This window comes from Rhizobium sp. NPDC092011 (assembly GCF_044756305.1).
Classification (GTDB): Bacteria; Pseudomonadota; Alphaproteobacteria; order Rhizobiales; family Rhizobiaceae; genus Rhizobium.
In genome coordinates, this window is record NZ_JBIVSO010000002.1 from 799,301 (window position 1) to 820,849 (window position 21,549).

Annotated in this window: 20 protein-coding genes; 8 read left to right on the forward strand and 12 right to left on the reverse strand. The window is 58.5% G+C overall.

All coding sequences use genetic code 11. The features are described 5' to 3' along the window. The first annotated feature begins 447 nt into the window (after positions 1-447). The 3 genes from ACIQJ2_RS12275 (at position 448) to ACIQJ2_RS12285 (ending at position 5,658) form a co-directional block, all read left to right on the forward strand. Entirely contained in the window at positions 448-3,063 is a 2,616-nt protein-coding gene (locus tag ACIQJ2_RS12275) for a mechanosensitive ion channel family protein (protein WP_400669595.1), read from the forward strand. A 244-nt stretch (positions 3,064-3,307) separates the two neighbouring features. Beyond that, positions 3,308-4,138, forward strand: a complete 831-nt coding sequence (locus ACIQJ2_RS12280; protein WP_199148433.1) for a response regulator — start codon at positions 3,308-3,310, stop codon at positions 4,136-4,138. A 188-nt stretch (positions 4,139-4,326) separates the two neighbouring features. Next, a complete protein-coding gene (locus ACIQJ2_RS12285) occupies positions 4,327-5,658 on the forward strand; it encodes a diguanylate cyclase (RefSeq protein WP_400668921.1) in 1,332 nt (443 codons plus the stop codon). 38 nt (positions 5,659-5,696) lie between these two features. Here ACIQJ2_RS12285 and ACIQJ2_RS12290 read toward each other — a convergent pair whose 3' ends face one another. The 3 genes from ACIQJ2_RS12290 to ACIQJ2_RS12300 all read right to left on the reverse strand — a co-directional run bounded on the left by ACIQJ2_RS12290 (position 5,697) and on the right by ACIQJ2_RS12300 (position 7,546). Next, positions 5,697-6,716 carry a GlxA family transcriptional regulator gene (locus ACIQJ2_RS12290; protein WP_400668924.1) on the reverse strand — a complete coding sequence of 340 codons (1,020 nt, stop codon included), beginning with the start codon at positions 6,714-6,716 and terminating at the stop codon, positions 5,697-5,699. 303 nt (positions 6,717-7,019) lie between these two features. Then, on the reverse strand, positions 7,020-7,226 hold the full coding sequence (locus tag ACIQJ2_RS12295; RefSeq protein WP_199148430.1) for a DUF1127 domain-containing protein: 207 nt from the start codon (positions 7,224-7,226) through the stop codon (positions 7,020-7,022). Between the two features lie 74 nt (positions 7,227-7,300). Continuing rightward, positions 7,301-7,546 carry a hypothetical protein gene (locus tag ACIQJ2_RS12300; protein ID WP_400668928.1) on the reverse strand — a complete coding sequence of 82 codons (246 nt, stop codon included), beginning with the start codon at positions 7,544-7,546 and terminating at the stop codon, positions 7,301-7,303. 118 nt (positions 7,547-7,664) lie between these two features. Here ACIQJ2_RS12300 and ACIQJ2_RS12305 point away from each other — a divergent pair, with 118 nt between their 5' ends. Then, positions 7,665-8,564, forward strand: coding sequence for a LysR family transcriptional regulator (locus tag ACIQJ2_RS12305; RefSeq protein WP_199148428.1), 900 nt, complete (start codon positions 7,665-7,667; stop codon positions 8,562-8,564). A gap of 65 nt (positions 8,565-8,629) precedes the next feature. On the opposite strand, the gene ACIQJ2_RS12310 is transcribed toward ACIQJ2_RS12305, so the two are convergent. The 4 genes from ACIQJ2_RS12310 to ACIQJ2_RS12325 form a co-directional block, all read right to left on the reverse strand. Then, on the reverse strand, positions 8,630-8,977 hold the full coding sequence (locus ACIQJ2_RS12310) for a hypothetical protein (RefSeq protein WP_400668932.1): 348 nt from the start codon (positions 8,975-8,977) through the stop codon (positions 8,630-8,632). 138 nt (positions 8,978-9,115) lie between these two features. Then, positions 9,116-10,222, reverse strand: a complete 1,107-nt coding sequence (locus tag ACIQJ2_RS12315; RefSeq protein WP_400668935.1) for a methylenetetrahydrofolate reductase — start codon at positions 10,220-10,222, stop codon at positions 9,116-9,118. 3 nt (positions 10,223-10,225) lie between these two features. Then, positions 10,226-10,804: a methylenetetrahydrofolate reductase C-terminal domain-containing protein gene (locus ACIQJ2_RS12320; protein ID WP_400668938.1), complete on the reverse strand. Its 579-nt coding sequence runs from the start codon at positions 10,802-10,804 to the stop codon at positions 10,226-10,228. Further along, positions 10,797-10,937, reverse strand: coding sequence for a hypothetical protein (locus ACIQJ2_RS12325; protein WP_199148424.1), 141 nt, complete (start codon positions 10,935-10,937; stop codon positions 10,797-10,799). Before ACIQJ2_RS12325 ends, ACIQJ2_RS12320 begins: the two co-directional genes overlap by 8 nt. Positions 10,938-11,367: 430 nt before the next feature. Here ACIQJ2_RS12325 and ACIQJ2_RS12330 point away from each other — a divergent pair, with 430 nt between their 5' ends. The 4 genes from ACIQJ2_RS12330 to ACIQJ2_RS12345 all read left to right on the forward strand — a co-directional run bounded on the left by ACIQJ2_RS12330 (position 11,368) and on the right by ACIQJ2_RS12345 (position 16,024). Continuing rightward, positions 11,368-11,526 (forward strand): entericidin, encoded by a 159-nt coding sequence (locus ACIQJ2_RS12330; RefSeq protein WP_199086122.1) that lies wholly within the window; start codon positions 11,368-11,370, stop codon positions 11,524-11,526. 257 nt (positions 11,527-11,783) lie between these two features. Then, positions 11,784-12,530, forward strand: coding sequence for a phosphodiester glycosidase family protein (locus ACIQJ2_RS12335; protein WP_400668942.1), 747 nt, complete (start codon positions 11,784-11,786; stop codon positions 12,528-12,530). 106 nt (positions 12,531-12,636) lie between these two features. Then, entirely contained in the window at positions 12,637-14,115 is a 1,479-nt protein-coding gene (locus ACIQJ2_RS12340; RefSeq protein WP_400668944.1) for a glycosyltransferase family 2 protein, read from the forward strand. A 73-nt stretch (positions 14,116-14,188) separates the two neighbouring features. Beyond that, entirely contained in the window at positions 14,189-16,024 is a 1,836-nt protein-coding gene (locus ACIQJ2_RS12345; protein ID WP_400668947.1) for an FkbM family methyltransferase, read from the forward strand. 227 nt (positions 16,025-16,251) lie between these two features. Here the strand turns inward: ACIQJ2_RS12345 and bmt are convergent, their stop codons facing one another. The 5 genes from bmt to ACIQJ2_RS12370 all read right to left on the reverse strand — a co-directional run bounded on the left by bmt (position 16,252) and on the right by ACIQJ2_RS12370 (position 21,514). Further along, complete coding sequence (bmt, locus tag ACIQJ2_RS12350; RefSeq protein WP_400668950.1) at positions 16,252-17,214, reverse strand: betaine--homocysteine S-methyltransferase; 963 nt, start codon at positions 17,212-17,214, stop codon at positions 16,252-16,254. A 161-nt stretch (positions 17,215-17,375) separates the two neighbouring features. After that, positions 17,376-18,428 carry a glycine betaine/L-proline ABC transporter ATP-binding protein gene (locus ACIQJ2_RS12355; protein WP_400668953.1) on the reverse strand — a complete coding sequence of 351 codons (1,053 nt, stop codon included), beginning with the start codon at positions 18,426-18,428 and terminating at the stop codon, positions 17,376-17,378. Continuing rightward, a complete protein-coding gene (locus tag ACIQJ2_RS12360; protein WP_199086135.1) occupies positions 18,421-19,332 on the reverse strand; it encodes a proline/glycine betaine ABC transporter permease in 912 nt (303 codons plus the stop codon). Before ACIQJ2_RS12360 ends, ACIQJ2_RS12355 begins: the two co-directional genes overlap by 8 nt. 244 nt (positions 19,333-19,576) lie before the next feature. After that, the gene (locus ACIQJ2_RS12365; RefSeq protein WP_400668956.1) at positions 19,577-20,575 is read right to left on the reverse strand and encodes an ABC transporter substrate-binding protein; all 999 of its coding nucleotides are present in this window, start codon (positions 20,573-20,575) and stop codon (positions 19,577-19,579) included. A gap of 795 nt (positions 20,576-21,370) precedes the next feature. Continuing rightward, positions 21,371-21,514 carry a hypothetical protein gene (locus ACIQJ2_RS12370; RefSeq protein WP_199148417.1) on the reverse strand — a complete coding sequence of 48 codons (144 nt, stop codon included), beginning with the start codon at positions 21,512-21,514 and terminating at the stop codon, positions 21,371-21,373. Positions 21,515-21,549 lie beyond the last annotated feature (35 nt).

Consider the following 21,549-nt stretch of genomic DNA (forward strand, 5'->3'; position numbering starts at 1 on the left):
AGCATAGAGGCAGCGTTGTATGTCGCACCGTCTGACGCAACCTCCTTGGCTTCGTTTCACCGTCAACCCGCGGTGCGTTGATGAAGCGCATCGTGACTTTTGACATCGCAACGGTGTGCGTCGATTTTTACTCCAGCTCTGTGGTAGGAATAGGCTCTAGACTGCCTATTGCCATGCGCCTTCTCTGGCCTATTTCCGCCAGGCGGCGACCTGCGTGGCGGGCGATCTTGCGAGGGGAGCCGATTAACTGCGGCGTTGGGCGGCCGCTTGAGCTTCATAATCGCCGGAATGCCTTTGTGTCGCCTTTCTTGTCTTACAAGGCGTACGCGCAAAGACTATGAAATTCGCAACCACGATAGAAACGACTCGATTCTTCATTCTATGTGGCGATTCTGGTCATCCATTATCCGTGACGTCACGTGCGACGAGGAGCTTTGCTTGCGCCTGTTGAATTTCCGCCTTCTTCTGCTGCCCGTCTTGCTGCTGGGACTGAGCGCCGCTGTGGCCGCCGTTCCTCTGGGGAGCGCGGATGCCTTCGCGCAGGATCAGCAACCGGCACAGGTGCAGACACCTGCACAGGCGCAGCCGGCGCAGCAACAGCCGGCGGATCAGCAACTCCAGCCGCTCGCCAACGGACTGCTCGACGCCGCCGTCGCCGATCTGAACAAGGCAAGGAAGGAATATGCGTCGCTGCATGACAGCGCAAAGCAGCCGGGCGGCGATGACGAGGCTCTGGTCGCACTTTCCGGCCGTGCGGACGAGTTGGGTCGCGCCATTGCGAGCGTCTCGGCGCGGCTGAAGCCGCGTACCGCTGAGATCGATGCCCGCTTGACGCAGCTTGGTCCCGTGCCGAAGGAAGGCCAGCCGGCGGAGGCTGTGATCGTTACTCAGGAGCGGGATCGGCTGAATGCAGAGCGTTCGCAGATCAGCGCCCTGATACTCGATGCCGATAATCTCACTGCCGAGACCAATCGGATATCGATGCAGCTGGTGGAAAAACGCCGCAAGCTGTTCGCCGAGACATTGCTGAAACGAACGGAGATTTCTGCCGGGACATTGCAGGATGCTGGGTCTGCTCTTGTCGAGGAGAGTGTCAGCTTCCGCGATGCCATTACCAGCTGGATCGGGTTCGTGCTGAAGGCCAAGCTCGGTTCGCTTCTGGCCGCCGTTTTCCTGTCGATCGTTGCCGCACTCATCTTCCTGGTCGGTGGCTACCGGCTGTTTCGCCGCTATTACGTACAGGATGAGGCCGTCGAGAGCCCGCCTTATATCAGCCGGCTCTCCGTCGCCTTCTGGTCGACCCTGATCCGCACCATGTCGCTGGCGGCGTTTCTCGTCACGTCCTTTTTCTTCCTTTCCAACTTCAATGTGCTGCGGCCGGATATAGCGCCGATACTAGCGGCGCTCTTCGGCTTCATCGGCCTCGTCTATTTCGTCGGACGCCTGAGTAACGCCGTCTTCGCGCCGTTCAGACCGCATTGGCGCCTGGTGAAATTGTCGAACAAGGGCGCGTATTCGCTGACCTGGTGCCTCCAGGCCATGGCCGTGGTGAACGGTCTGGATTACGTCTTCGACCGTATCAGCGAGTCGATGGGATCTCCGGTCGTGGTCACGGTGGCGAAGAGCTTCTTTGCAGCCATGCTGATCGGCGTGATCCTGATCGCGGCTTCTTTCGGCTCGCCCATGCTGGCGAAGAATGGCGATCCCGATGCGCCGGGCCGCCGGTGGCCGCATGGCATGGCCATCATTCTTCGCGGTCTCGGCATATTGGTGATCTTCACCTCCTTCATCGGCTATGTCGGTCTTGCCCGTTTCATGGCAACGCAGATGATCGTGACGAGCGCCGTGATCGCCACCATGTATCTCGGCATCCAGCTCGGCAAAGCCGTGTCCAAGCAGGGCGTCTTTGCTGAAACGATTATCGGCCGGTTCCTGGAAAACCGCCTCAAGCTCGGTGAAGTGGCGCTTGATCAGGGTGGCCTCGTGGCTGGGCTCGCGACCTATGCCGTTGCGTTGCTGACGGGTATTCCGCTGATCCTGCTGTCATGGGGCTTCCATATCCAGGATCTGGAACTTTTCGCCTACAGGCTCTTCACCGAGATAAAGATCGGCAACATATCGATCTCGCTGCTCGGGATTTGCGTGGGCATCCTGCTCTTTGCTGGCGGTTATCTGGTCACGCGCTGGTTCCAGCGCTGGCTCGACAGCAATGTCATGGCGCGCGGGCAAGTGGATCTCGGTGTCCGCAACTCGGTCAAGACCGGCATCGGCTATCTCGGCATCGCCGTTGCCGCGATCATCTCCATTTCCGCTGCAGGCATCGACCTGTCGAGCCTGGCGCTGGTCGCCAGCGCCTTGTCGGTCGGTATCGGTTTCGGCTTGCAGAACATCGTGTCGAACTTCGTGTCCGGCCTGATCCTCCTGGTCGAGCGGCCGTTCAAGGTCGGCGACTGGATCGTGTCCGGTACATCGGAGGGGATCGTCAAGCGCATCTCTGTGCGCGCGACCGAGATCGAGACGTTCCGCAAACAATCGATCATCGTGCCGAACTCGGAGCTCATCAACGCTTCGGTTGGTAACTGGACCCATCGCAACAGGCTCGCGCGCTCGGAAATTCCGGTCTCTGTCAGCTTCGATTCCGATCCACGCAGGGTGATGGAGATTCTGCTGGAGCTCGTGCGCGGCGTTCCGAAAGTTCTGAGAAATCCCGAACCGCATGTGGAATTTCTGCGCTTCGGCCCTTCATCGCTCGATTTCGAGATGCGCTTCTATCTCTCGGACCTTTCCGACGGCATGGAGACCCGCAACAATCTTCGCATCGAGATCCTGAAGCGGTTCCGAGAAGAAGGGATCTCAATTCCCTATCCGCATCAGGAGCTGCATATCGTTCGCGACACCGGACGTGGCCGGCGGACCGATATCGCGGACAAGAAGCTGACGGATTCTGCTGATGGTCCGGAAGGCGAGAATGATGCGGCCGAACACATTCTCCCATCCGCGGAGGAGCGTGTGCCCGACGTAAAGAGCACGGGCCGTCGGCGCGGAAAATCAGCGGCGGAATAATCGAAACCAGGGGTGAAAATTGACCCTACCTGTTTTAGATCGGGTCGGGATTTGCGTTGCCGCCTTTTGCAGGGACTGTCGGGTCGCTAACGCCGGCGGCTGGACACGGCGCTTGCCCGAAGAGTCTTGCGCTAGCAATGCCTCGTTTCCTTCATTGTCGCGACGTGAGACGACTTAATAAATACTCAAAGACTTTCGTTCTAGAAAAACTATAGAGGGGCAATTTTCAAACAGGTTTTTTACTATGCCATTTCTGGGTGTTTCGGGGATGCAATATTCCGGTGCGTCGCTTGCGGGTTCGCGTATTCTTCTCGTGGAGGATTCAAATCTCTTTACCTCGATGATCCGTGCCAAGCTGAAAGAGCTTCTGGATATCGATGTCGAAAGCTGCCGCAATTTCGAGGAATTGCAGCTGGCCTACGACAAGTCGTCGGAACCGATCAAGCTGGCGATTTCGAACATGAACCTGCCCGGCGCCGAAAAGGGCGAAGCTCTGACATATCTGCTTGATCTCAGTATCCCGACGATCGCATTTACCGGCACCTTTCTGGAGGGCACGCGCGACGAGCTGATCGCCAAGGATGTGGTCGACTACATCCTCAAAGACAATGTCTTCGCCGTGGATATGCTCGCGGAGTCGATCTGCCGTTTCCTCACCAACCATCGCCATCACGTCCTCATTGTCGACGACAGTGCAACGGCGCGTGCGTTGCTCTCCAGTCGGCTGAAGCGCTACAATTTCCGTGTCAGCGTCGCGGAAAGCGGTGCCAAGGCGCTGGAACTGCTGAAGGCCAATCCGGACATCGGCTTGATGGTCACCGACTATAACATGCCCGACATGGATGGTTTCGACCTGACGCGGCGCATCCGCGCAACGACCGGTTCGCATGAGCTGCGCATCATCGGCGTTTCGTCATCCAACAATCGGCTGCTTTCGGCGCGCTTCCTCAAGGCTGGTGGCAATGATTTCATCCTGCGGCCGTTCATCGACGAGGAATTCTACTGCCGCGTGAATCAAAACCTGGACACGTTATTGCAGATCCGCTTGGCCCGTCAGGTGACGGAATCCGCCTGACGCAAGGCGATTCAAGAGACGTCATGTCTGTAAAATGTGAGGAAGATTCATTTTTATGTGAAAGTCTGCAATCAGTGGTTCCAATTTTTTCACGAATCCTGTTCAGGATATATGGAAGACGGTTTGGCAGACCTGCGATTGACTGAATATTCGTGTGTGCCTGATGGCATGGGAGGAATTGAAGGGAAATGGTATTGCATGCGGGATCCCTCGGCGATGGCGCAAGCCGTCGCAATGGCAGCCAGAAGATACTTCTGGTCGAGGATTCACGCATGTTTTCCGCAGTGCTGTCGCATCGGTTTGAAACTGAACTTGGCCTTGCCGTCACCCATTGCCCCTCGTTGAAGATGCTCAACGAGACGCTGGAGACGGCGGGAAGCGACTTCACGATGGCTGTCATCGACCTCAACCTGCCGGATGCAGCGCATGGCGAGGCGCTTGACGTCGCCGTCGCCCACAATATTCCGACCATCGTCTTCACTGCGTCGTTCGACATTGCGACACGCAATCGCATCATGGAGCGCAGCGTCGTCGACTATGTGCTGAAAGACAGCGAGTTTGCGCTCGACAATCTCGTTTCAGCCGTACGGCGCGCTATCGCCAATCGTTTGACGCGCGTATTGGTTGTGGATGATCTTCCGTCCGCGCGCAAGATGCTGACGGATCTGCTGCAGGCCCAGCAGTTCAAGGTCGCGGAAGCAAGCACAGGTGTCGAGGCATTGGCGATGCTCGAGCAATTCGATGACATCGAAGTCGTGGTGACCGACTACAACATGCCCGACATGAACGGACACGAATTGACCCGGCGCATCCGCCATCGCCATGGGTCGGACCGGATGCGTATCATCGGCATTTCTTCTTCGAACGACCGGCTCTTGTCTGCGACGTTCCTGAAAGCCGGTGCGAGCGATTTTATCTATCGCCCCTATGTTCCGGAAGAATTGCAGTGCCGCATCGCCTTGAACGTCGAGACGCTGACGCAGCTGAAGCAATTGCGCGCGGCGGCCGCGAGCGACTATCTGACAGGCCTCTATAACCGCCGCTATTTCTATGATCACGGGCCGAAGCTCGTGAACGAGTGCCTGCGCCGTCAGCGCCCGAGCTCGGTCGCCATCCTCGACATCGATCATTTCAAGAATTTGAACGACACCTATGGCCACGAGATCGGAGACCAGGTGCTGAAGGCGGTCGCGAGCAGGCTTCAGTCTCTCTTCGAGGGAAGTGGCAACCTGTTGTCTCGCCTTGGTGGGGAGGAATTCTCCATTCTCTTCACGGAAATGAATTCGCGTGCGGCAACGGCTTTGTGCGATGAAGTCCGCCTCAGCCTGGCAAATCTGAAGGTGCATGCTGACGACGAGGAGCTGTCCGTCACTGTCTCCATCGGCGTTGCAGAGATTGTCGGGTACGAAGCCTTCGACAATTATCTCAACGCCGCCGACCAGTTTCTCTATATGGCCAAGCACAATGGCCGCAATCAGGTCTATTCAGACTACAAGATGGCGGAACAGGCGGCAGAGTAGGCCGCCTGCGTTGCTGGCTCTTTCCGCTTGAAGGCTGTTCAGACGACGATGCCGGTGCGGTTGGTCGACATGGTCAGCTTACGCTCGGCGCGCTCCTGCTGCGGCGAGCGGTTGTAGAGTTCGCGATAACACTTGGAGAAGTGGGAGGCGGAGACGAAACCACAGGCAACGGCCACTTCAACCACTGGCATGGAAGACTGCACCAGGAGATGCCGGGCGCGATCCAGGCGGATTTCGAGATAGTAACGGGCAGGGGAGCGCCCCATTTCCTGGCGGAAGAGCCGCTCGATCTGACGGCGCGACAGGCCTGCATCGTCGGCGATTTCGAGCAGCGACAGCGGTTCGGCGAGATTGCTTTCCATCAGTTCGATGATCGACAGCACCTTGGCATTCTGCACGCCGAGGCGTGCACGCAACGGCAGGCGCTGGCGATCGTGCGGGCTGCGCACGCGGTCGGTCAGCTGCTGTTCGCAAACCCGGTTGACGAGGTTTTCGCCGAAATCCTGGCCGATCAGGTTCAGCATCATGTCGAGCGAGGCGGTGCCGCCGGCGCAGGTATAGAGATTGCTGTCGACCTCATAGAGATCTGCGTAGACTTCCGCCTGCGGAAAGGTCTCGGAGAAGCCGGGCAGGTTTTCCCAGTGGATCGCACAGCGCTTGCCATTCAGCAGGCCCGCCTGTGCAAGCACATGTGCGCCCGTACAGAGGCTGCCAACGGCGACGCCGCGATTATAGGTCTCGCGCAGCCAGGCATTGACGGATTTGTTCTGGAACTCCTCGACATAGATGCCGGAACAGACCAGCACCATGTTCGGGCGGTTCTCGCCGCCGAGGTAACGGCGCTCGTCGGCAAGCGCCGAATTGACCTCAAGCCCGATGCCGCTGGAAGAATAGACCTTCTGTCCGTCGGTCGAAGCGAGCCGCCATGTATAGGCAGGGTAGCCCAGCATGCGATTGGCAATCCGCAACGTCTCTACCGCGGCGGAAAACGGCAGCATGGTGAAGTGTGGAACGAGGAAGAAAACCAGGGAACGCGTCTTAATCGGAGTCTTGCTCATATCGTGAAAATCCATCCTCCAGGACCATACTGTATTCCTTGCGTCAAATAAGTCGACTGGATGGTCTATTAGCGACATTGGCATGGATAATCGCGGCCGCAAAGGGATATTTGCGCCTACTCTGAAAAATGTAGCTCTGGAAAGGGGAAGTGAGAGGAAGGCAAGCAAACTGTCGGGATGGCCAAATATATATGTGATTAATTATCAAGTTTAATGCGAAATGCGCGCAGAGGTGAGCGGATGTTCAAAAGGCGACACTCGTCGGAGTTGAATGCCGCCTTTGCTATTCACCGGCTCGCACGATCATCGCGTAGCCTTCGGGTTCTTGGTTTCGTCTGCGGCTGGCCAACCCATATCCTTACGGACGTCGTCGGACAGGGATTCAAGCTCACGCAGCGAACGCCACTGCTGCCAGTGACGGGCAACGCGGGAGAAGAGGGGCATGTGGCTGCTACCGGAGGGAGGCAATCCCCGCGTCCTTCCAGTGTGTCTGTAGGTGATGGACGTCATTTTCAAGCTCCTTTCTGCGTTAAACTCACAAAAGACCTCTGCCATCGAATGATACTATGAACCTGAGCCATTCATCAATCAAACGAATAGATCTTATAGTTGCCATTAGAATTCTTGAACGTGGCTAGCTTGCCGGGCTTTCGGTCCAGGGCGGCGAGCGTCCGATCCGGCGGCAAGCCGCGCGCATTGACGTCGTCGATCAGATGCGAGGGAAAGCGCGCTGCGATCTCGTCGAGCGTGTGCTGCGCCACCCGCTGGATTTTCCGGACATGAAAGCGTGTCAGAAGGCGAGAGGTTTCGCTGAATGCCGTGTCAGCCATGATTTTACTCCTTGCGGCTGCCTCTATCAATTTCGCTAGGTCTAATATGGTGATTTATTGACATTCAGACAAATGAAATGATATGGTGGTTAGTATCAGAAAAATTGAAGGTGTCGATATGACCGTACCGTTCCGCCGGCCCATACCGTTGCTCGACAATGAAGTTCTGCGCACCTTTGTGGCCATTGCCGAAACCGGCAATTTCTCCACGGCTGCCGATGCGGTCTTCCGCACGCCGTCTGCCGTTTCGATGCAGATCAAGAAGCTGGAAGAGCAGCTCGGTGTAACGCTATTTCTGCGCGACGCCCGCTCGGTGAGCCTCACCCAACACGGAGAGATGCTTCTTTCCTACGCCCGCAACATTCTGGCGCTCTCTAACGAGGCCGTTTCGCGCTTCATCATGCCGGAACTCAGCGGCGTGGTGCGGCTCGGCGCACCTGATGATATCGGCGAGCGCCTGCTGCCGACCATTCTGAAAAACTTCTCGGAGAGCTATCCTGGCATCATGGTCGATGTCGTCGTGGATATGAGCATCCAGCTGAAGAAGCGCATTGAAGAGCAGCGGCTCGATCTGGCGCTGATCAACTGCGCGACACGTCCGTTTCCGACGGAAGGCGAAGTGATCTACACCGAGCGTCTCGTCTGGGCCGGTGCCAAGTGTGGCACGGCCTATCGCCGCGATCCATTGCCGATCTCCATCTGGGAAGAAGGTTGTATCTGGCGATCCGAAGCCATGGCGCAGCTGGAGCGGCAGAAGCGGGCCTATCGTGTGTCCTATCTCAGCGCCCATACGATGGCGCAGCGCGCTGCGATCGTCTCCGACCTTGCGGTCGCGCCGTTTCCGCGTTCCTACATCACCGAGGATATGGAAATTCTCGGGCCGAACGAGGGGCTGCCGGAACTGACCCCCTTCGACATTCGCCTGTTGACGGCGTCACAGATGACAGGGCCGATGAAGGCGGTAGCCGACAGCATACGTCAGGCATTCGTCGAGATCGGCCGCAGGATGGCGGCGTAAGCCCCAGAAGCCGCAGACGATCGCCGCTATCCGGCGATCGTCGCGAGGCGCATCACATCTGCCGATCACGTCTTATGTTTGGTGAGGCGCCGCACGTTCGAGCGCACGCGCTTGCTGTAGGGCGTGACCGCTGCCTGGGCGATGGCATCGGCTGCGCGGCGCGACGAGGATCCGCCGCCTGTCGCCATTGCCGTCATTGCCGCGATGTTTTGCTGTGCCACGGCCATATTGACGGCGACGGCGCTTTCAGCGGCAGCCATCAGCTTTTCCGACACCATGCGATTGAGTTCTGTGGAATTGACGCTGCCCGTCATGGCCGTCATCCACATCTGCTGCATCCGCATCGCGATGACGATGGGCGCCTCGATCCATAGGGTGGCGAGGTCATTCGAAAGACGGCGGCTCGTTGACATCGTTATTTCCTCGTTGTGCTTACATTGGTACTCGCGTCTGTCATTTGGGCTGCGCGTCCTATGAGGCAGCCCGATGGGGGCGGTTGCGGAAGGGGGCGGTATCAAGGCGGATCGATCTTCCCGATTCAGCGTACGCCTTCAGTGTGCCTTAGGCTGCGGAAGATGCGCGGCGGCTTCTACCATTTCCTGCTGGTGCTCCTCCTTGCCCTGGCGGATATGGCCGAGCCGTTCCACGACAAGCGCGTCGCTGCGGCCGACCTCATGCTTCCATGGCTGGCGGCCTCGAAGCACGCCGGAATCATGCACTATTTCTGCGACATATTCTTCCTGGCGGTAAGCCATAACATGGATGCCGGAAATACCTTCGATCTCCTTCACCTCGTTGATGATATCGATGCAGAGTTGCTTGCCTTCCTTCTTCTGATCTGCTGCTCCCTCGATGCGTTCGATGACCGCGTCGGGAATATGCACGCCCGGCACGTTGGAGCGCATCCAGCGGGCGGCCCTGGCCGAAGCCAACGGACCGACGCCCACCAGAATGAAGCATTTCTCATGCAAGCCGAGGTCGCGCACCCTCTGCATATACTCTCGGAACATCGGCACATCGTAGCAATATTGACTTTGCACGAATTGGGCGCCGGCCTCGATCTTCTTCGCCAGCCGATGCGGGCGGAAGTCGTAAGGCGGCGCGAAGGGATTGATCGCCGCGCCGAGAAAGACTTTCGGCGGCGACGTCAATTTGCGCCCGGACAGGAATCTCGCATGGTCGCGCATCGTACGCACGGTTTCGAGCAGCGACATGGAGTCGAGATCGAAAACCGGCTTGGCGCCGGGCTGGTCACCCACCTGCACACCATCGCCGGTCAGGCACAGGACGTTGCATACGCCCATTGCGGCCGCGCCGAGCACGTCGCCCTGTATGGCGATCCGGTTTCTGTCGCGGCAGGAGATCTGCATGATGGGCGCATAGCCCATGCGGGTAAGGAGCGCGCAAATGCCCACGGAAGACATATGGCAATTCGCGCCGGATGCATCGACCGCGTTGATACCATCGACCCAACCGGAAAAGATTGCAGCGCGCTCGTAAACATCTTCAGGATTGGCGCTGTCGGGCGGGTTGAGTTCGGCGGTGACGGCGAATTCGCCGCGGCGCAGCACGCGCTCCAGTCGCCCAAGAGAGGAGTGGCCGGGCAGGGGATCGAGCGGCAGACCAATGCCCAATGGGTTTTCGTCAATATGGGCCATCGGTCAGGCTTTCTCTTTTGCCGCGCTGCGTGCCGCCGCTGCAGCAGCGGTAACGCGCAGCCATGAAGACGTGCCGCGTAACGACTGGTTCACCGGCTCCTGTACCGTCAAGATGGCATCGCCGTGAACCATGTTGCCGGCACCTTTCCATGCTTGCACCCAGACGCAGGGCATATCGGGTTCGACTTCGCAATTGCCATCGGCGCGTACGCCGCCGCAGGGCCCGTTTCGCAACTGCTTGGGACAGTTCATCGGGCAGGACATGCCGGTCGACGACAGCACGCATTGGCCGCACATGCGACAATCGAACAGCAAGCCTTTCACATGGCGCTCGACAAAGGCGACCGGCCGCTCCGCACGCTGGTAGCCGACGAATTTCCAAAAGGGATGCAGCAGCAGAAACGCACTGGCAAAACGGCCATAGAACCATTCGAAGAACCGCGAGTGACGCACGACCCATAGACGAACCGCGTATTTTCGTCCGGTTCTCCGGTTCGGTGAAGCATTGTCGGGTGTGGTGCTGTTGCCCGCGGCCGTGACGACGGGTGTCGTGACGTCGGTTTTATGCACGGCGTCAACCATTGTCGGTATCTCCGGCATGTGCGCTCATCGCCTGTCGTTCGGGCGCATAAGTGAACCTCGCCATTTGCGAGCTTCCTTTGGCGGCGATCCGGCTTCCCGTGCCCAACCAGTCGACGACCACGCTTACCGTCATGCGCAAAATCTCCCTCTTATTTCACAATGCACGGCCACCGCTGCGCGGACTGCGCTTGGCACGACGCTGCATGGGCCGGAAAGCGACGGCATAGCAAACAATCTCTGCAATCGGCAGCAAGGTGCTGGCTCCCATACTGAGCCTTTGCGGATTACGCTCCGGTGGCTGCAAGTATCAGCATAGCCGCAAGCGTCGGTTCACAACAATCCTTTCCAGATACCAGGCCGATCTTGTGAAGACAGAGGTGACGGATTGCGGGACGACAGTGCGGATCTACAAAGCAGGACCATTTATTCCGGTGACCGAGAATATCTCGCGCACGATTGCGCCGCGCGCGATCTCATGAACTTTTCGCGTTGTTGTGCGTTTACTTCGCGGAGAACTTGTCTCCGCTCTTGTTGATCAAGTCTATTCAGAGAGGGTAACAATCATGACCGCATCTACACTTGGCAAAATTGCCGCTGCCTGCGCCGTCCTCATGGTTCTTGCTTCATGTGCCAACACCATTCGCGGCGTGGGCAGAGACACCGCGAATGCGGTCCATGCGACACAGGATGCAGGTCATACCGTCAAGAAGGCTGCGCAGTAACGAATTACTGTCCTTCACGAGCCGGCGACATCCAAGACCTGTCGCCGGCTACGGATCTGACGGGCACGAGCGCCGTAGCGCATATTCTGTCACTCCCCGGCCGCTTCGCTCGTTAGAAGCATTGCGCTGAAGCGCTGCAGCTGGACGCTCCAATGACGCATTCCGGTATGCCTCTGACGGGCAGCGCGATCTAATGGGCTTCCTCGTTTCGCCGCAATTGCATAGCGCTCTGTCGCCCATGCTATGTCTGCGGAGTGATGCGCTTGATTCGATTGATGATGATCCTGGCTTTCCTTATCTGTGCCGGCGCAGCGTCGGCCGGAGAGGCATGCCGCAAGCTTCAGCATCTCGGTGACAGCTACACGGTTTGCGCCTTCGATCCGGCCACGGACGATATCCAGCTGTTTCAGAATGATCGCACCGGCAAGCCCTACGGTTCCTTCCGGGCGCTCGAAAACGACCTGCGCCAGGATCGCATTTATGTGCGCTTCGCCATGAACGGCGGCATGTATCTCGACGATCAGTCGCCCGTCGGTCTCTTCATCGAAAACGGTCGCGAATTGAAGGCGATCAACACCAACAAGGGGTGGGGAAATTTCCACCTGCTGCCGAACGGGATCTTCTATCTGCTGCCAGGGCGGGCCGGCGTTATGGAAAGCAAGGCTTTCGCTGCTTCCGGCATCAAGCCTTTCTATGCCACTCAATCCGGCCCCATGCTCGTCGTCGACGGCAAGCTGCACCCGTCCTTCCTTGCCGACAGCACCAGCCTCAAGACGAGAAACGGGGTCGGTGTCGCCAAAGACGGCAAGGTCGTCTTCGCCATCTCCGACGGCCCTGTGCGTTTCCATGATTTTGCGACGCTTTTCCGGGACGAGCTCGGCTGCGCGAATGCGCTGTTTCTCGACGGAAGCATTTCCAGCCTCGATATTCCGGAATGGCAGCGGCGCGACGGCCTGTTTCCGCTCGGTCCGATCATTGCCGTGACGGAAATGCTGCCGGGTTGAGCCCGGCGGCGCGCAAGGTTGGAGCCAGCCACATCAGCTAATCGAGATAGTAGGGGATTTCATATCCTCTGGCTGCAAATTGTCGGATTGAGGCTTCGGAACGTTGATGACAGATACTGCAAACGAGGTGAAGGCGCTGATCTTCATGACGGCGCGCGATTGCGAAATGTATGTCCGGCAATCCCTCGCGAGCCTTTCGAGGCAGACGCTTGACGAGTTGCACGTTCTTTTCGTCGATGATTGCTCCAAGGACGACACCGGCGTCATCGCCGCTGGCCTTCTGAGCGATCTGTTTCCGAACCGGCACACCTTCATCCGCAACGATGTGCAACTCGGAAAATCGCGCAATGTCTGGGAGCATTTGCGGCCACGCGCTGACATGGCCGAGTTCATCGCCATCCTCGACGGCGACGATCAGTTGATCATCGCCGACATTCTCGAGCAGATGTCGCAGAGCTATGCAAACGGCAAGGACGTCGTCTGGACGAATTTCATCACCGACGGCGGCGGGCTCGGCGGCAATGGTCCCCTCGATCCAAATCTGTCGCCGCGCCGGCAAGGTTGGAAAACCAGCCATCTCTTCAGTTTTCGCGCGTCGTTGCTTGCAAATATTCCCGAAGACTATTTCAAGGACGATGCCGGACAGTGGTTTATGGCCGCTTGCGATATCGCTCTTGCGTTGCCCATCCTCGACCAGACGCGGCGTTACGAATTTATGCCGGTCAATGCGCATTGCTACACCGCGACAAACCCCTATTCGCATCACAACCTTGACCCGCATTCGCGTGGCCTGAATTCCACATCGCAACAGCGTTCGGCGCAGCATGCTTTCACCAAGCCGCCGCTGCCGTTGACGCGACCTCTAAAGTCGGCAGCCCAAAGCCGCGTCGTCGCGCCCGTTCTCGCTGACAACGACGCGCCTGCGGCCGCTTCTACCGTTACCGCTATCGGTGGCATCGACGCTTGGCAGGTGACGGCCGGCGGAATTCTTGCCGCAGATTATCCGAACCTGCTCGATGCTCAATGCGTTGCCGGCCGAAACCCGCTGACGCCGATCCAGATATGGGCGCTTCGTCGCGCGGCATTCGGAAGAACCGAGCGGCCGAATGTTCTGCATATCGGAGCTCCGCGCTCTGCATTGGCGCTGGCTTCGTTGCTATCCGGCCAGGGTGCCGGCCTCAACTGCCTGTGCATGACGCCGGAGGAGGTCGCGGATCTGGAAGGGCGCTTCGTCGCGAGCGGTCTGACGGAAGGCATTTCCATCATAGAGACCGAGGCAGCCCAGGTGGGCTTCGAGGATGTCACGGCGGTTTTCCCCGATACCCGCCAAATTGGCGAGGAGATCAAATTCGATCTGGTCGTCGTGGATCTGCAGAATACCTCCTATCCGGCCGAGAGTGCGTTGCTCGCTCTGCCAGCCCTGGCAAACAACCTGTCGCCTCTGGGTTTCAGCCTCTGCCTGTTCGCGCGGGACCGCGCAACCGAGGCGCTGGTAGCCGAGCGATGGGCCGGTGTCAGTGCCGGATTGAAGTTCAGTCTCGATGCCATCGGTGGCAGTGGATTGTTGGTCGGCGGCGGTCGCTGACGATATTTCGACCCTCCGATGTATTCCCGATAAATCCTTGCCCCTAAACCTTTGCATGTTGGAAAGAACTGCGATGACGCTGCAAGCCACAATCGCCTGTGAAGTGAACAGTTACCGGAATCCGGTCCGGTTCCACCTTCCTGATCCGAACGATCACATCCAGAGGATCATCCAGCAGAACAGCGCCTTCTACGAGCGAGCCATGCTTGAGGATGTCGGCTCGTCATTGCCGGAAGATGCCCTGGTCGTCGACGTTGGGGCGCATGTCGGCAATCATACGCTCTTTTTCAGTTCCGTCCTTGGTGTTCGGACGATCGCTTTCGAACCCAATCCGGCCGCTTTTGCTACGCTGCAGGCGAATGTGGAGCTCAACGGTGTCAACGGGCTCGTCGAGCTTTGCCCGCTTGCTCTTGGCGCCGGTCCGGGTGCGGGTGAGATCGTCGGCACGGATTTTGCCGATCTTGGGGACGCCCGTTTCCAGCCGGCGGAGCAGGGTACCATCCAGATGGCGAAGCTCGATGACCTTGTCGCTGAGCATCGGGTACATCTGATCAAGGTCGATGTCGGCGGTGAGGAGGCCGAGGTTCTTCGCGGGGCGCAGGAAACCATCGCCCGGTCTCGGCCGAAGCTGCTTGTCAGCGCCGCTACGCGTGAGATCCTGGCAGCAGTCGAAGTCGTGCTCCGCCCGCTCGGCTACCGCAAGATACGTTTCTACAACGACACTCCGACCTATCTGTTCGAACCGATTCCTCTGGAAGCTGCGACTTCGACGCGCGCCCTCGATTTGATCGATTCTCGCGACCTGATGCTGCTTCCGCCGACGCAGCAGATCGTTGCCGGCATCGCGTCCATGGCCGGAAACGAAGTCACCCTGCGCGCCGCCGTGATGTCGCTGTTGCCGCAAGTCGATTGTCTCTACGTCTATCTGAACGGCTTCGTACAGCCGCCGCGCTTTATTACCGAGCACACGAAGATCCGGTATTTCATCGATGCGGATGGTGTTCGCTACGGCGATGCCGGCAAGTTCTGGGGATTGGAGCAGGTCGAGGACGCCGTCTACATCACCTGCGATGACGACATCGTCTATCCAGACGATTTTGTCGCGCGAATGATCGGCGAGTTGGCGCAATCGCGCGGTCTGGCTGCCGTCGGCGTTCGTAGCACAATCATGCTGCAGTCGAGCCGGGGTCACTACGCGCGTGACGAACGGGTGATTGTTGATTTGGAGCGCGCTTTGATGCGCCGTCGCAGAGTGCACATTGTCGGGACCAGTGCCTCTGCTTTCCATTCAACCACGGTGAAGGCGAAGCTGAGCGATTTTCAGGATATCAAGACGGTCGACGCTTGGTTCGCGGAATATCTGCTTGGTGAAGGCATTCCCGCCTATATCGTGCCGAGAAAGCAAAGGTGGCTGCAGCCGATAGAAGGGCGGCATCCGACGATTCACAATCAATCGCATGCCGGCTTCGGTTTGAGGCACGGCAGCCTGACGAAGCAGGATGACATTCCCGCATCGACGTATCCGATCTCGCTGCTGCGTTCGGATGCGGCGGATGCCTCTTCGATCATCTATCTTGTCGATGCCAAACAGGTTGATGGCTTGGTGGAGTTCATTCTGGCCGTAGGCGGACGAGAACGCGATCCGGTTGTTTTCGTCACCTGCGATCACGAGACGGACGATATGCGTCGTACGGTGCTTCATCCCGAGTTCCTTTGCGAAGTGCATCTTGTCGCGCGCAGTGGCGAGCATATCTCTAACTATCGGGAATTGCTGTGGAAACATGCCGGTCGGGTCAGGGCATGGACACTTCGTAACGGCAATGAATTGAAGATGGTGGACGCCGACGAGTGGGGAAATTGGTTCGAGCCGCTCGTCGATGTTGAGCCCCGGACGTTTTCGCCCGCCTGACCCGTTTCGTATGAGTGATCTGGCTCTGATTCTGCCAGGGCTGGAGCTCTGCTGTCGGACCGGCGATGATTTCCCATCTGCCTTGGCGATGCGTTCCGAGCTTTGACGCGCTGTTCTCTTATTTGCCTCCCAGAGAGTTTCTGCTTCTCCTCGAAGCGCAGAGATGTTCCATCTCTTGCTTTTGCATTCCGGATGGGAGAACCGTTGCGAACGTCTCCTGGAAATGCTCAAGGGAAACTTAGCGGCCCCATCCGTCCGATGATTGTCTCCAACGACGGGCGAGGCCCTGTGGGATTGTCGTCCAGCGCTTGACGCATGGCGGCCAGATGTTCGCAGGAGGTGCCGCAGCAGCCGCCGACGATCCTGGCGCCGGCATCCCGTGCCAGGCGCGCGTAGTCCGCCATCAGCTGCGGCGTGCCCGGATAGAGAAGCTGGCCGTCTCGAAATTCCGGGATGCCGCAATTGCTCTTGACGACGACCGTTGCCGCCGGGTCCGCCTCCGTCATGAAAAGCAGGCTTGCCAGGGTATCGGCGGGGCCTGCGCCGCAATTGGCTCCGACGGCGAGGCGACCATCGCCGATATCCGTCGTTATGCCGTGAATGTCTTCCGGATGCAGGCCCGTCATGGTCCTACCGCCTGCGTGAAACGACGCCGTGTAGATATAGGGCAGGCCGACCTTGACGGCGGCTTCGGCGGCGGCCCGAATTTCGTGAGGAGACGACATGGTCTCGATCCAGACGATGTCGACGCCGCCGGCCTGCAGTCCCTCGATCTGTTCGACAAAGGCGGAAACGGCGTCTTCATAGGCCAAGGCGCCGAGCGGCATCAGCAGTTCGCCGGTCGGCCCGACCGATCCGGCGACGATAATGGCGCGATCAGCCTCATCGGCGGCGGCACGGCAGATTTCGGCTGCCATCTTGTTGATGCTGTGTACGCGATCCTGCGCATGATGCAGTTTCAGGCGATGATGGGTTCCGCCGAAGCTGTTGGTGAGAATGATGTCGGCGCCGGCGCTGATGAAATCCCGATGCAGTTTTGCGACCAGTTTCGGATGTTGTTCGTTCCAAAGTTCGGGCGCTTGACCGGGCTCGAGACCCAGAGCAAAGAGGCTCGTTCCCATCGCACCATCGGCCAGCAGAACGCCTTTTTCAGCAAGAAGATCGGCGAGAAGATTGGCTGATGCGGGCATGACACCTCTTGGAACGCGGGTGCGGAAGCATGAGGTGACAATATGAACGCTTCTACCGGCAGGTGCAACGAGCGAACGGTTCTGACGCAAGGCTCGATTGCCTCGAGGAACAAGAGCGCCCGCGAGGGCGCTCTCGGTGATCGGAGAGGGACAAGGCCCTCTTAAGCCGCTGCCATGTGCGCCGCTTCGTGGGTAGACGGAGTGACCATGGCGGCGATGATGCTTTGCAGATCGATCGCGCCGATGGGCTTGCCGCCGGCATCGGTGACGGTGGCTCCGGTCTGCCCCGCTTCGGTTATCTGCTTGGCGACGATTTCCAGTGTCATGTCCCCGGCGACGCGCGTACCGCTGGGCTCGCCGGCAAAAGGCTTCATGATGGTCTGGGCCTGGATGATGCGGCCGCGGTTCACTTCCTTGACGAAGGCGGTGATGTAGTCGTCAGCCGGCTGAAGCACGATCTGTTGGCCGGTTCCCTGCTGCACGACCTTACCGTCACGCAGGATCGCGATCTTGTCGCCGAGGCGCAGCGCCTCGTCGAGATCGTGGGTGATGAAGACTACGGTCTTCTTCAGCTCCTTTTGCAGATCGAGCAGTACGGTCTGCATGTCGACGCGGATCAGGGGATCGAGCGCCGAATAGGCTTCGTCCATCAACAGGATGTCGGCGTCGTTGGTCAAAGCGCGGGCGAGCCCGACGCGCTGCTGCATGCCGCCGGAGAGCTGGTTCGGATAGTGCCTTTCGAATCCCTTGAGGCCGACGCGTTCGATCCAGTACTGCCCCTTCTTTTCACTTTCGCTGCGCTGTACACCCTGAATGTCCAGGCCATAGATGGTGTTTTCGAGCACCGTGCGGTGGGGCAGCAATGCGAACTTTTGGAACACCATCGCCGTCTTGTGGCGTCGGAATTCGCGCAGGGCATTCTCGTTCATCTTGCAGACGTCGACGCCGTCATAGAGGACTTCACCAACGGTCGGATCGATCAGCCGGTTGATATGGCGGATCAATGTCGATTTGCCGGAGCCGGACAAGCCCATGACCACGGTGATCGCGCCGGCCGGCATATCGATGCTGATATCCTGTAGGCCGAGCACATGGCCATGCGTCTCATTGAGTTCCGCCTTTCCCATGCCGTTCTTGACCAGATCCACGCAGTCACGCCCGCGGCGGCCGAAGATTTTATAGAGGTTTTTGATCTGGATCGCGTGACTAGCCATGAATGACCTCCGAGTGCTTCTGGAGCCGTCTGCCATAGGCCTGGCTCGTGCGGTCGAAAATGATGGCGATCGCCACCAGAGCAAACCCATTGAGGAAGCCGACGGTGAAGAACTGGTTGTTGATCGCCTGCAGCGTGTTCTTGCCGAGGCCGCCGACGCCGACCATCGATGCGACCACGACCATCGCAAGCGACATCATGATGGTCTGGTTGATGCCCGCCATGATGGTGGGGAGTGCGAGGGGGATCTGCACGTTGAAGAGTTTCTGCCGGTGCGACGAGCCGAAAGCATCGGCCGCCTCCAGTACCTCTCTGTCGACGAGGCGGATACCGAGATTGGTCAACCTGATCATCGGCGGAACGGCGTAGATGACGACAGCGATAAGGCCAGGCACCTTGCCGATGCCGAAGATGACGACGACGGGAATGAGATAGACGAAGCTCGGCATCGTCTGCATCACGTCGAGGATCGGATTGACGATGGATTGCAGCCTGTCTGAACGCGCCATCAATATGCCGATCGGCAGGCCGATGACGATGGCGATCAGCGTACAGACGGTGACCATGGCAAGCGTTATCATCGTATCGGTCCAGAGGCCGAAGACGCCGATGAGAACCATGGAGATTGCCGTGCCAGCGACGATCTTCAGGTTGCGGCTGGCGGCATAGACGATGGCCATCATGACGACCAGCACGATGAACCAGGGCGTATTGGTGAAAAGCCACTCCAGATAGTTGAGAAACCATTGCAGCGGCTGCACTATGGTATCGATGATATTGGCGTAGGCGCGCACCATAGCCCTGAAACCGTCGTCGATATTCTTGCGCGCGACTCGTATGAGCGACTCGTCTATTGCCGGGAAGTTGCAAAGCACATCCGGCAGGATCGTACACTGAATAGCCATGTATTTCCCCTTCTTGATCCGGTTCTGTCCCTATTCGGGCATGTGGCCTTCATGCACGAACGGTATTGCAGCACTGCGACCGGTTCTTCAGGCTGCTTTTCAATTCTTACTACATTTGCGGCAGCCGATCTGCACTCGTTGCGACCTGTGGCCGCGTCCGTCTGTCGGTCTGAGTGTCGTTTTCGATCGGAAAATACAAAATCGGCGGCGGCGCGTGGGCCAGCCGCCGATTCTCCCGCTCGGGTTAGAGCGAAGCCTTTACCTTGGTTGCGACGTCGGCAGAAACCCACTTGGTCCACATGTCCGGATAGGTCTTGAGGAAGTACTTGGCGCCGTCCTCATTGGTACCCTGATTGTCGGTCATCCAGGCGAGAACCTTGCCGACAGTGGCGTTGTCCCATTTGCGGGTCTTGACGTAATCCATCGCAACGCCAGCCTTTTCCGAGAAGCTCTTGGTGACGACGGTGTAGACGTCGGAAACCGGATAGGAGTTCACTTTCGGATTGGCGCAATCCTGGATCGCGGTGCAGGCGTCCCATTCCTTCTTGTCGTGCGGTACGTTGAAGCTCAGGCGAACCATGTCGTACTTGCCGAGGATGGCAGTCGGAGCCCAATAGTAGCCGAGCCAACCGGTCTTCTTTTCGAAGGCGTTGGCGATCGAACCGTCGAGGCCGGCGGCGGAGCCGGTGTCGACCAGCGTGAAGCCGAGCTTGTCGGCGCCGAGAGCCTTGTACAGGTTAGTCGTCGAGATTTGGCAGTTCCAGCCAGCCGGGCAGTCGTAAACGGCGCCCTTGGACGGATCCTCAGGGGCGGGGAACAGTTCAGGGTGTTTCAGCGCGTCCTGAACGGTCTTGATATCCGGATGGGCGTCGGCAAGGAATTTCGGGATCCACCAGCCTTCGACACCGCCGTCGCTGAGGAGCGGCGCCGCCTCGATCAGACGTCCTTCGGACACGGCCTTGTCGAGCGCGGTGCGCACGGCATTGACCCAGAGCTCGGGCGCCATGTCGGGCTGACCCTTTTCGTCCATGGAGGTGAAAGTCGGTTGCGTGTCGCCGGTTACCAGCGTGACATTACAGCCGTAGCCGTTCTGGAGGATGATCTTGTCGACCTGAGCGGCAACGCCGGCGGAGGCCCAGTTCATTTCGGCAATCGATACGTCGCCGCATGATGCAGCCTGCGCCGAGCCAGCCAAAGCATAGGCGCCAAATGCAAAAATGGCGGAAGCGAGAAGCTTCTTCATTTGATGATGTCTCCCAATTTTTCGTTACGTTGCGGAGATCGACCGGACGCATGCATGATGTCTGTCGATCCCTGTCAGCGGTGGTCCAACCACAACCGTTCATACGCCGCTGACGACGCTCGTACGGTCCCCTTGCTGTGTCGTGCATCTGGTCTTTTTGCGACCGCGGAACCCTGTCGCGGCCGGGCATTCTTTGCATCGACAACGGGCAGCCTAAGGATTTAAGGGAAGAAATCAACAGTCAGGCCTCCGGGTGGAGTTATCGTGGCTGTTGGAGAAGCGGATATAAGCGCCTGAATTAGCCTATTTTCTGCTATTCACGGCTGCAAAATGGGCAATGCGGGGCCTTGCGAAAGCCATTCGGCATGGGCGAAATTAAATAAGGCTAAAATATCGCGTCCCTGAAAGACGTTTTCTATTCCAATTGCGTCGTTTGCGCTTTCACAACGCCAATGAGAAAATTTTCAAAAAAATTTCGGATTCATTCTTAATTAAGCACTTAATAACCGTCCGGTAACGATGTCGGTTTATCAATCGATACGTGGCGGGGGACACCGCTGCTTCTCCGGATCAGGTATTGCGTACCGGGGGAAGCGAACCTTGCGGCGTATGTGCAAGGAAGCCGGCGTTTTTGGCAAACCGCGCGGATCTTCGGATCGCGCGGTTTTCGCGTTTCAGGCGCCTGTGCCAATATTGGCCGTTCGGCCGGTTCCATTCTCGCAGCAACAAAGATAAAGCCGCCGATGCGGTCGCATGGCGGCTTGGTGCGCATAGGAGCCGTGGCTTGACCTGATATCAGCCGACGTTATACGTGCGGATGAAACCGATGGTGCCGAAGCGCGTGTCGAGCTGCTGCAGGCGGCTTTCCGGGCGGCGCGTCGGCAGCTTGCCATTCCAGGCGATCTGGATGGAATTCTGTCTGTTGAAGATGAAGAGCATTGGGGTATCCTTCGAGCCGCATCGGCCCTTGTCGG

What these genes read in the sequence shown, in the direction of transcription:
- ACIQJ2_RS12330 (WP_199086122.1), top strand. Translation starts at nt 11,368, where the DNA reads ATGACCGCATCTACACTTGGCAAAATTGCCGCTGCCTGCGCCGTCCTC.
- ACIQJ2_RS12320 (WP_400668938.1), bottom strand. Translation starts at nt 10,804, where the DNA reads ATGGTTGACGCCGTGCATAAAACCGACGTCACGACACCCGTCGTCACG.
- ACIQJ2_RS12370 (WP_199148417.1), bottom strand. Translation starts at nt 21,514, where the DNA reads ATGCTCTTCATCTTCAACAGACAGAATTCCATCCAGATCGCCTGGAAT.
- ACIQJ2_RS12325 (WP_199148424.1), bottom strand. Translation starts at nt 10,937, where the DNA reads ATGACGGTAAGCGTGGTCGTCGACTGGTTGGGCACGGGAAGCCGGATC.
- ACIQJ2_RS12305 (WP_199148428.1), top strand. Translation starts at nt 7,665, where the DNA reads ATGACCGTACCGTTCCGCCGGCCCATACCGTTGCTCGACAATGAAGTT.
- ACIQJ2_RS12365 (WP_400668956.1), bottom strand. Translation starts at nt 20,575, where the DNA reads ATGAAGAAGCTTCTCGCTTCCGCCATTTTTGCATTTGGCGCCTATGCT.
- ACIQJ2_RS12290 (WP_400668924.1), bottom strand. Translation starts at nt 6,716, where the DNA reads ATGAGCAAGACTCCGATTAAGACGCGTTCCCTGGTTTTCTTCCTCGTT.
- ACIQJ2_RS12360 (WP_199086135.1), bottom strand. Translation starts at nt 19,332, where the DNA reads ATGGCTATTCAGTGTACGATCCTGCCGGATGTGCTTTGCAACTTCCCG.
- ACIQJ2_RS12315 (WP_400668935.1), bottom strand. Translation starts at nt 10,222, where the DNA reads ATGGCCCATATTGACGAAAACCCATTGGGCATTGGTCTGCCGCTCGAT.
- ACIQJ2_RS12310 (WP_400668932.1), bottom strand. Translation starts at nt 8,977, where the DNA reads ATGTCAACGAGCCGCCGTCTTTCGAATGACCTCGCCACCCTATGGATC.
- ACIQJ2_RS12340 (WP_400668944.1), top strand. Translation starts at nt 12,637, where the DNA reads ATGACAGATACTGCAAACGAGGTGAAGGCGCTGATCTTCATGACGGCG.
- ACIQJ2_RS12335 (WP_400668942.1), top strand. Translation starts at nt 11,784, where the DNA reads ATGCGCTTGATTCGATTGATGATGATCCTGGCTTTCCTTATCTGTGCC.
- ACIQJ2_RS12355 (WP_400668953.1), bottom strand. Translation starts at nt 18,428, where the DNA reads ATGGCTAGTCACGCGATCCAGATCAAAAACCTCTATAAAATCTTCGGC.
- ACIQJ2_RS12300 (WP_400668928.1), bottom strand. Translation starts at nt 7,546, where the DNA reads ATGGCTGACACGGCATTCAGCGAAACCTCTCGCCTTCTGACACGCTTT.
- ACIQJ2_RS12295 (WP_199148430.1), bottom strand. Translation starts at nt 7,226, where the DNA reads ATGACGTCCATCACCTACAGACACACTGGAAGGACGCGGGGATTGCCT.
- ACIQJ2_RS12280 (WP_199148433.1), top strand. Translation starts at nt 3,308, where the DNA reads ATGCCATTTCTGGGTGTTTCGGGGATGCAATATTCCGGTGCGTCGCTT.
- ACIQJ2_RS12345 (WP_400668947.1), top strand. Translation starts at nt 14,189, where the DNA reads ATGACGCTGCAAGCCACAATCGCCTGTGAAGTGAACAGTTACCGGAAT.
- bmt (WP_400668950.1), bottom strand. Translation starts at nt 17,214, where the DNA reads ATGCCCGCATCAGCCAATCTTCTCGCCGATCTTCTTGCTGAAAAAGGC.
- ACIQJ2_RS12285 (WP_400668921.1), top strand. Translation starts at nt 4,327, where the DNA reads ATGGTATTGCATGCGGGATCCCTCGGCGATGGCGCAAGCCGTCGCAAT.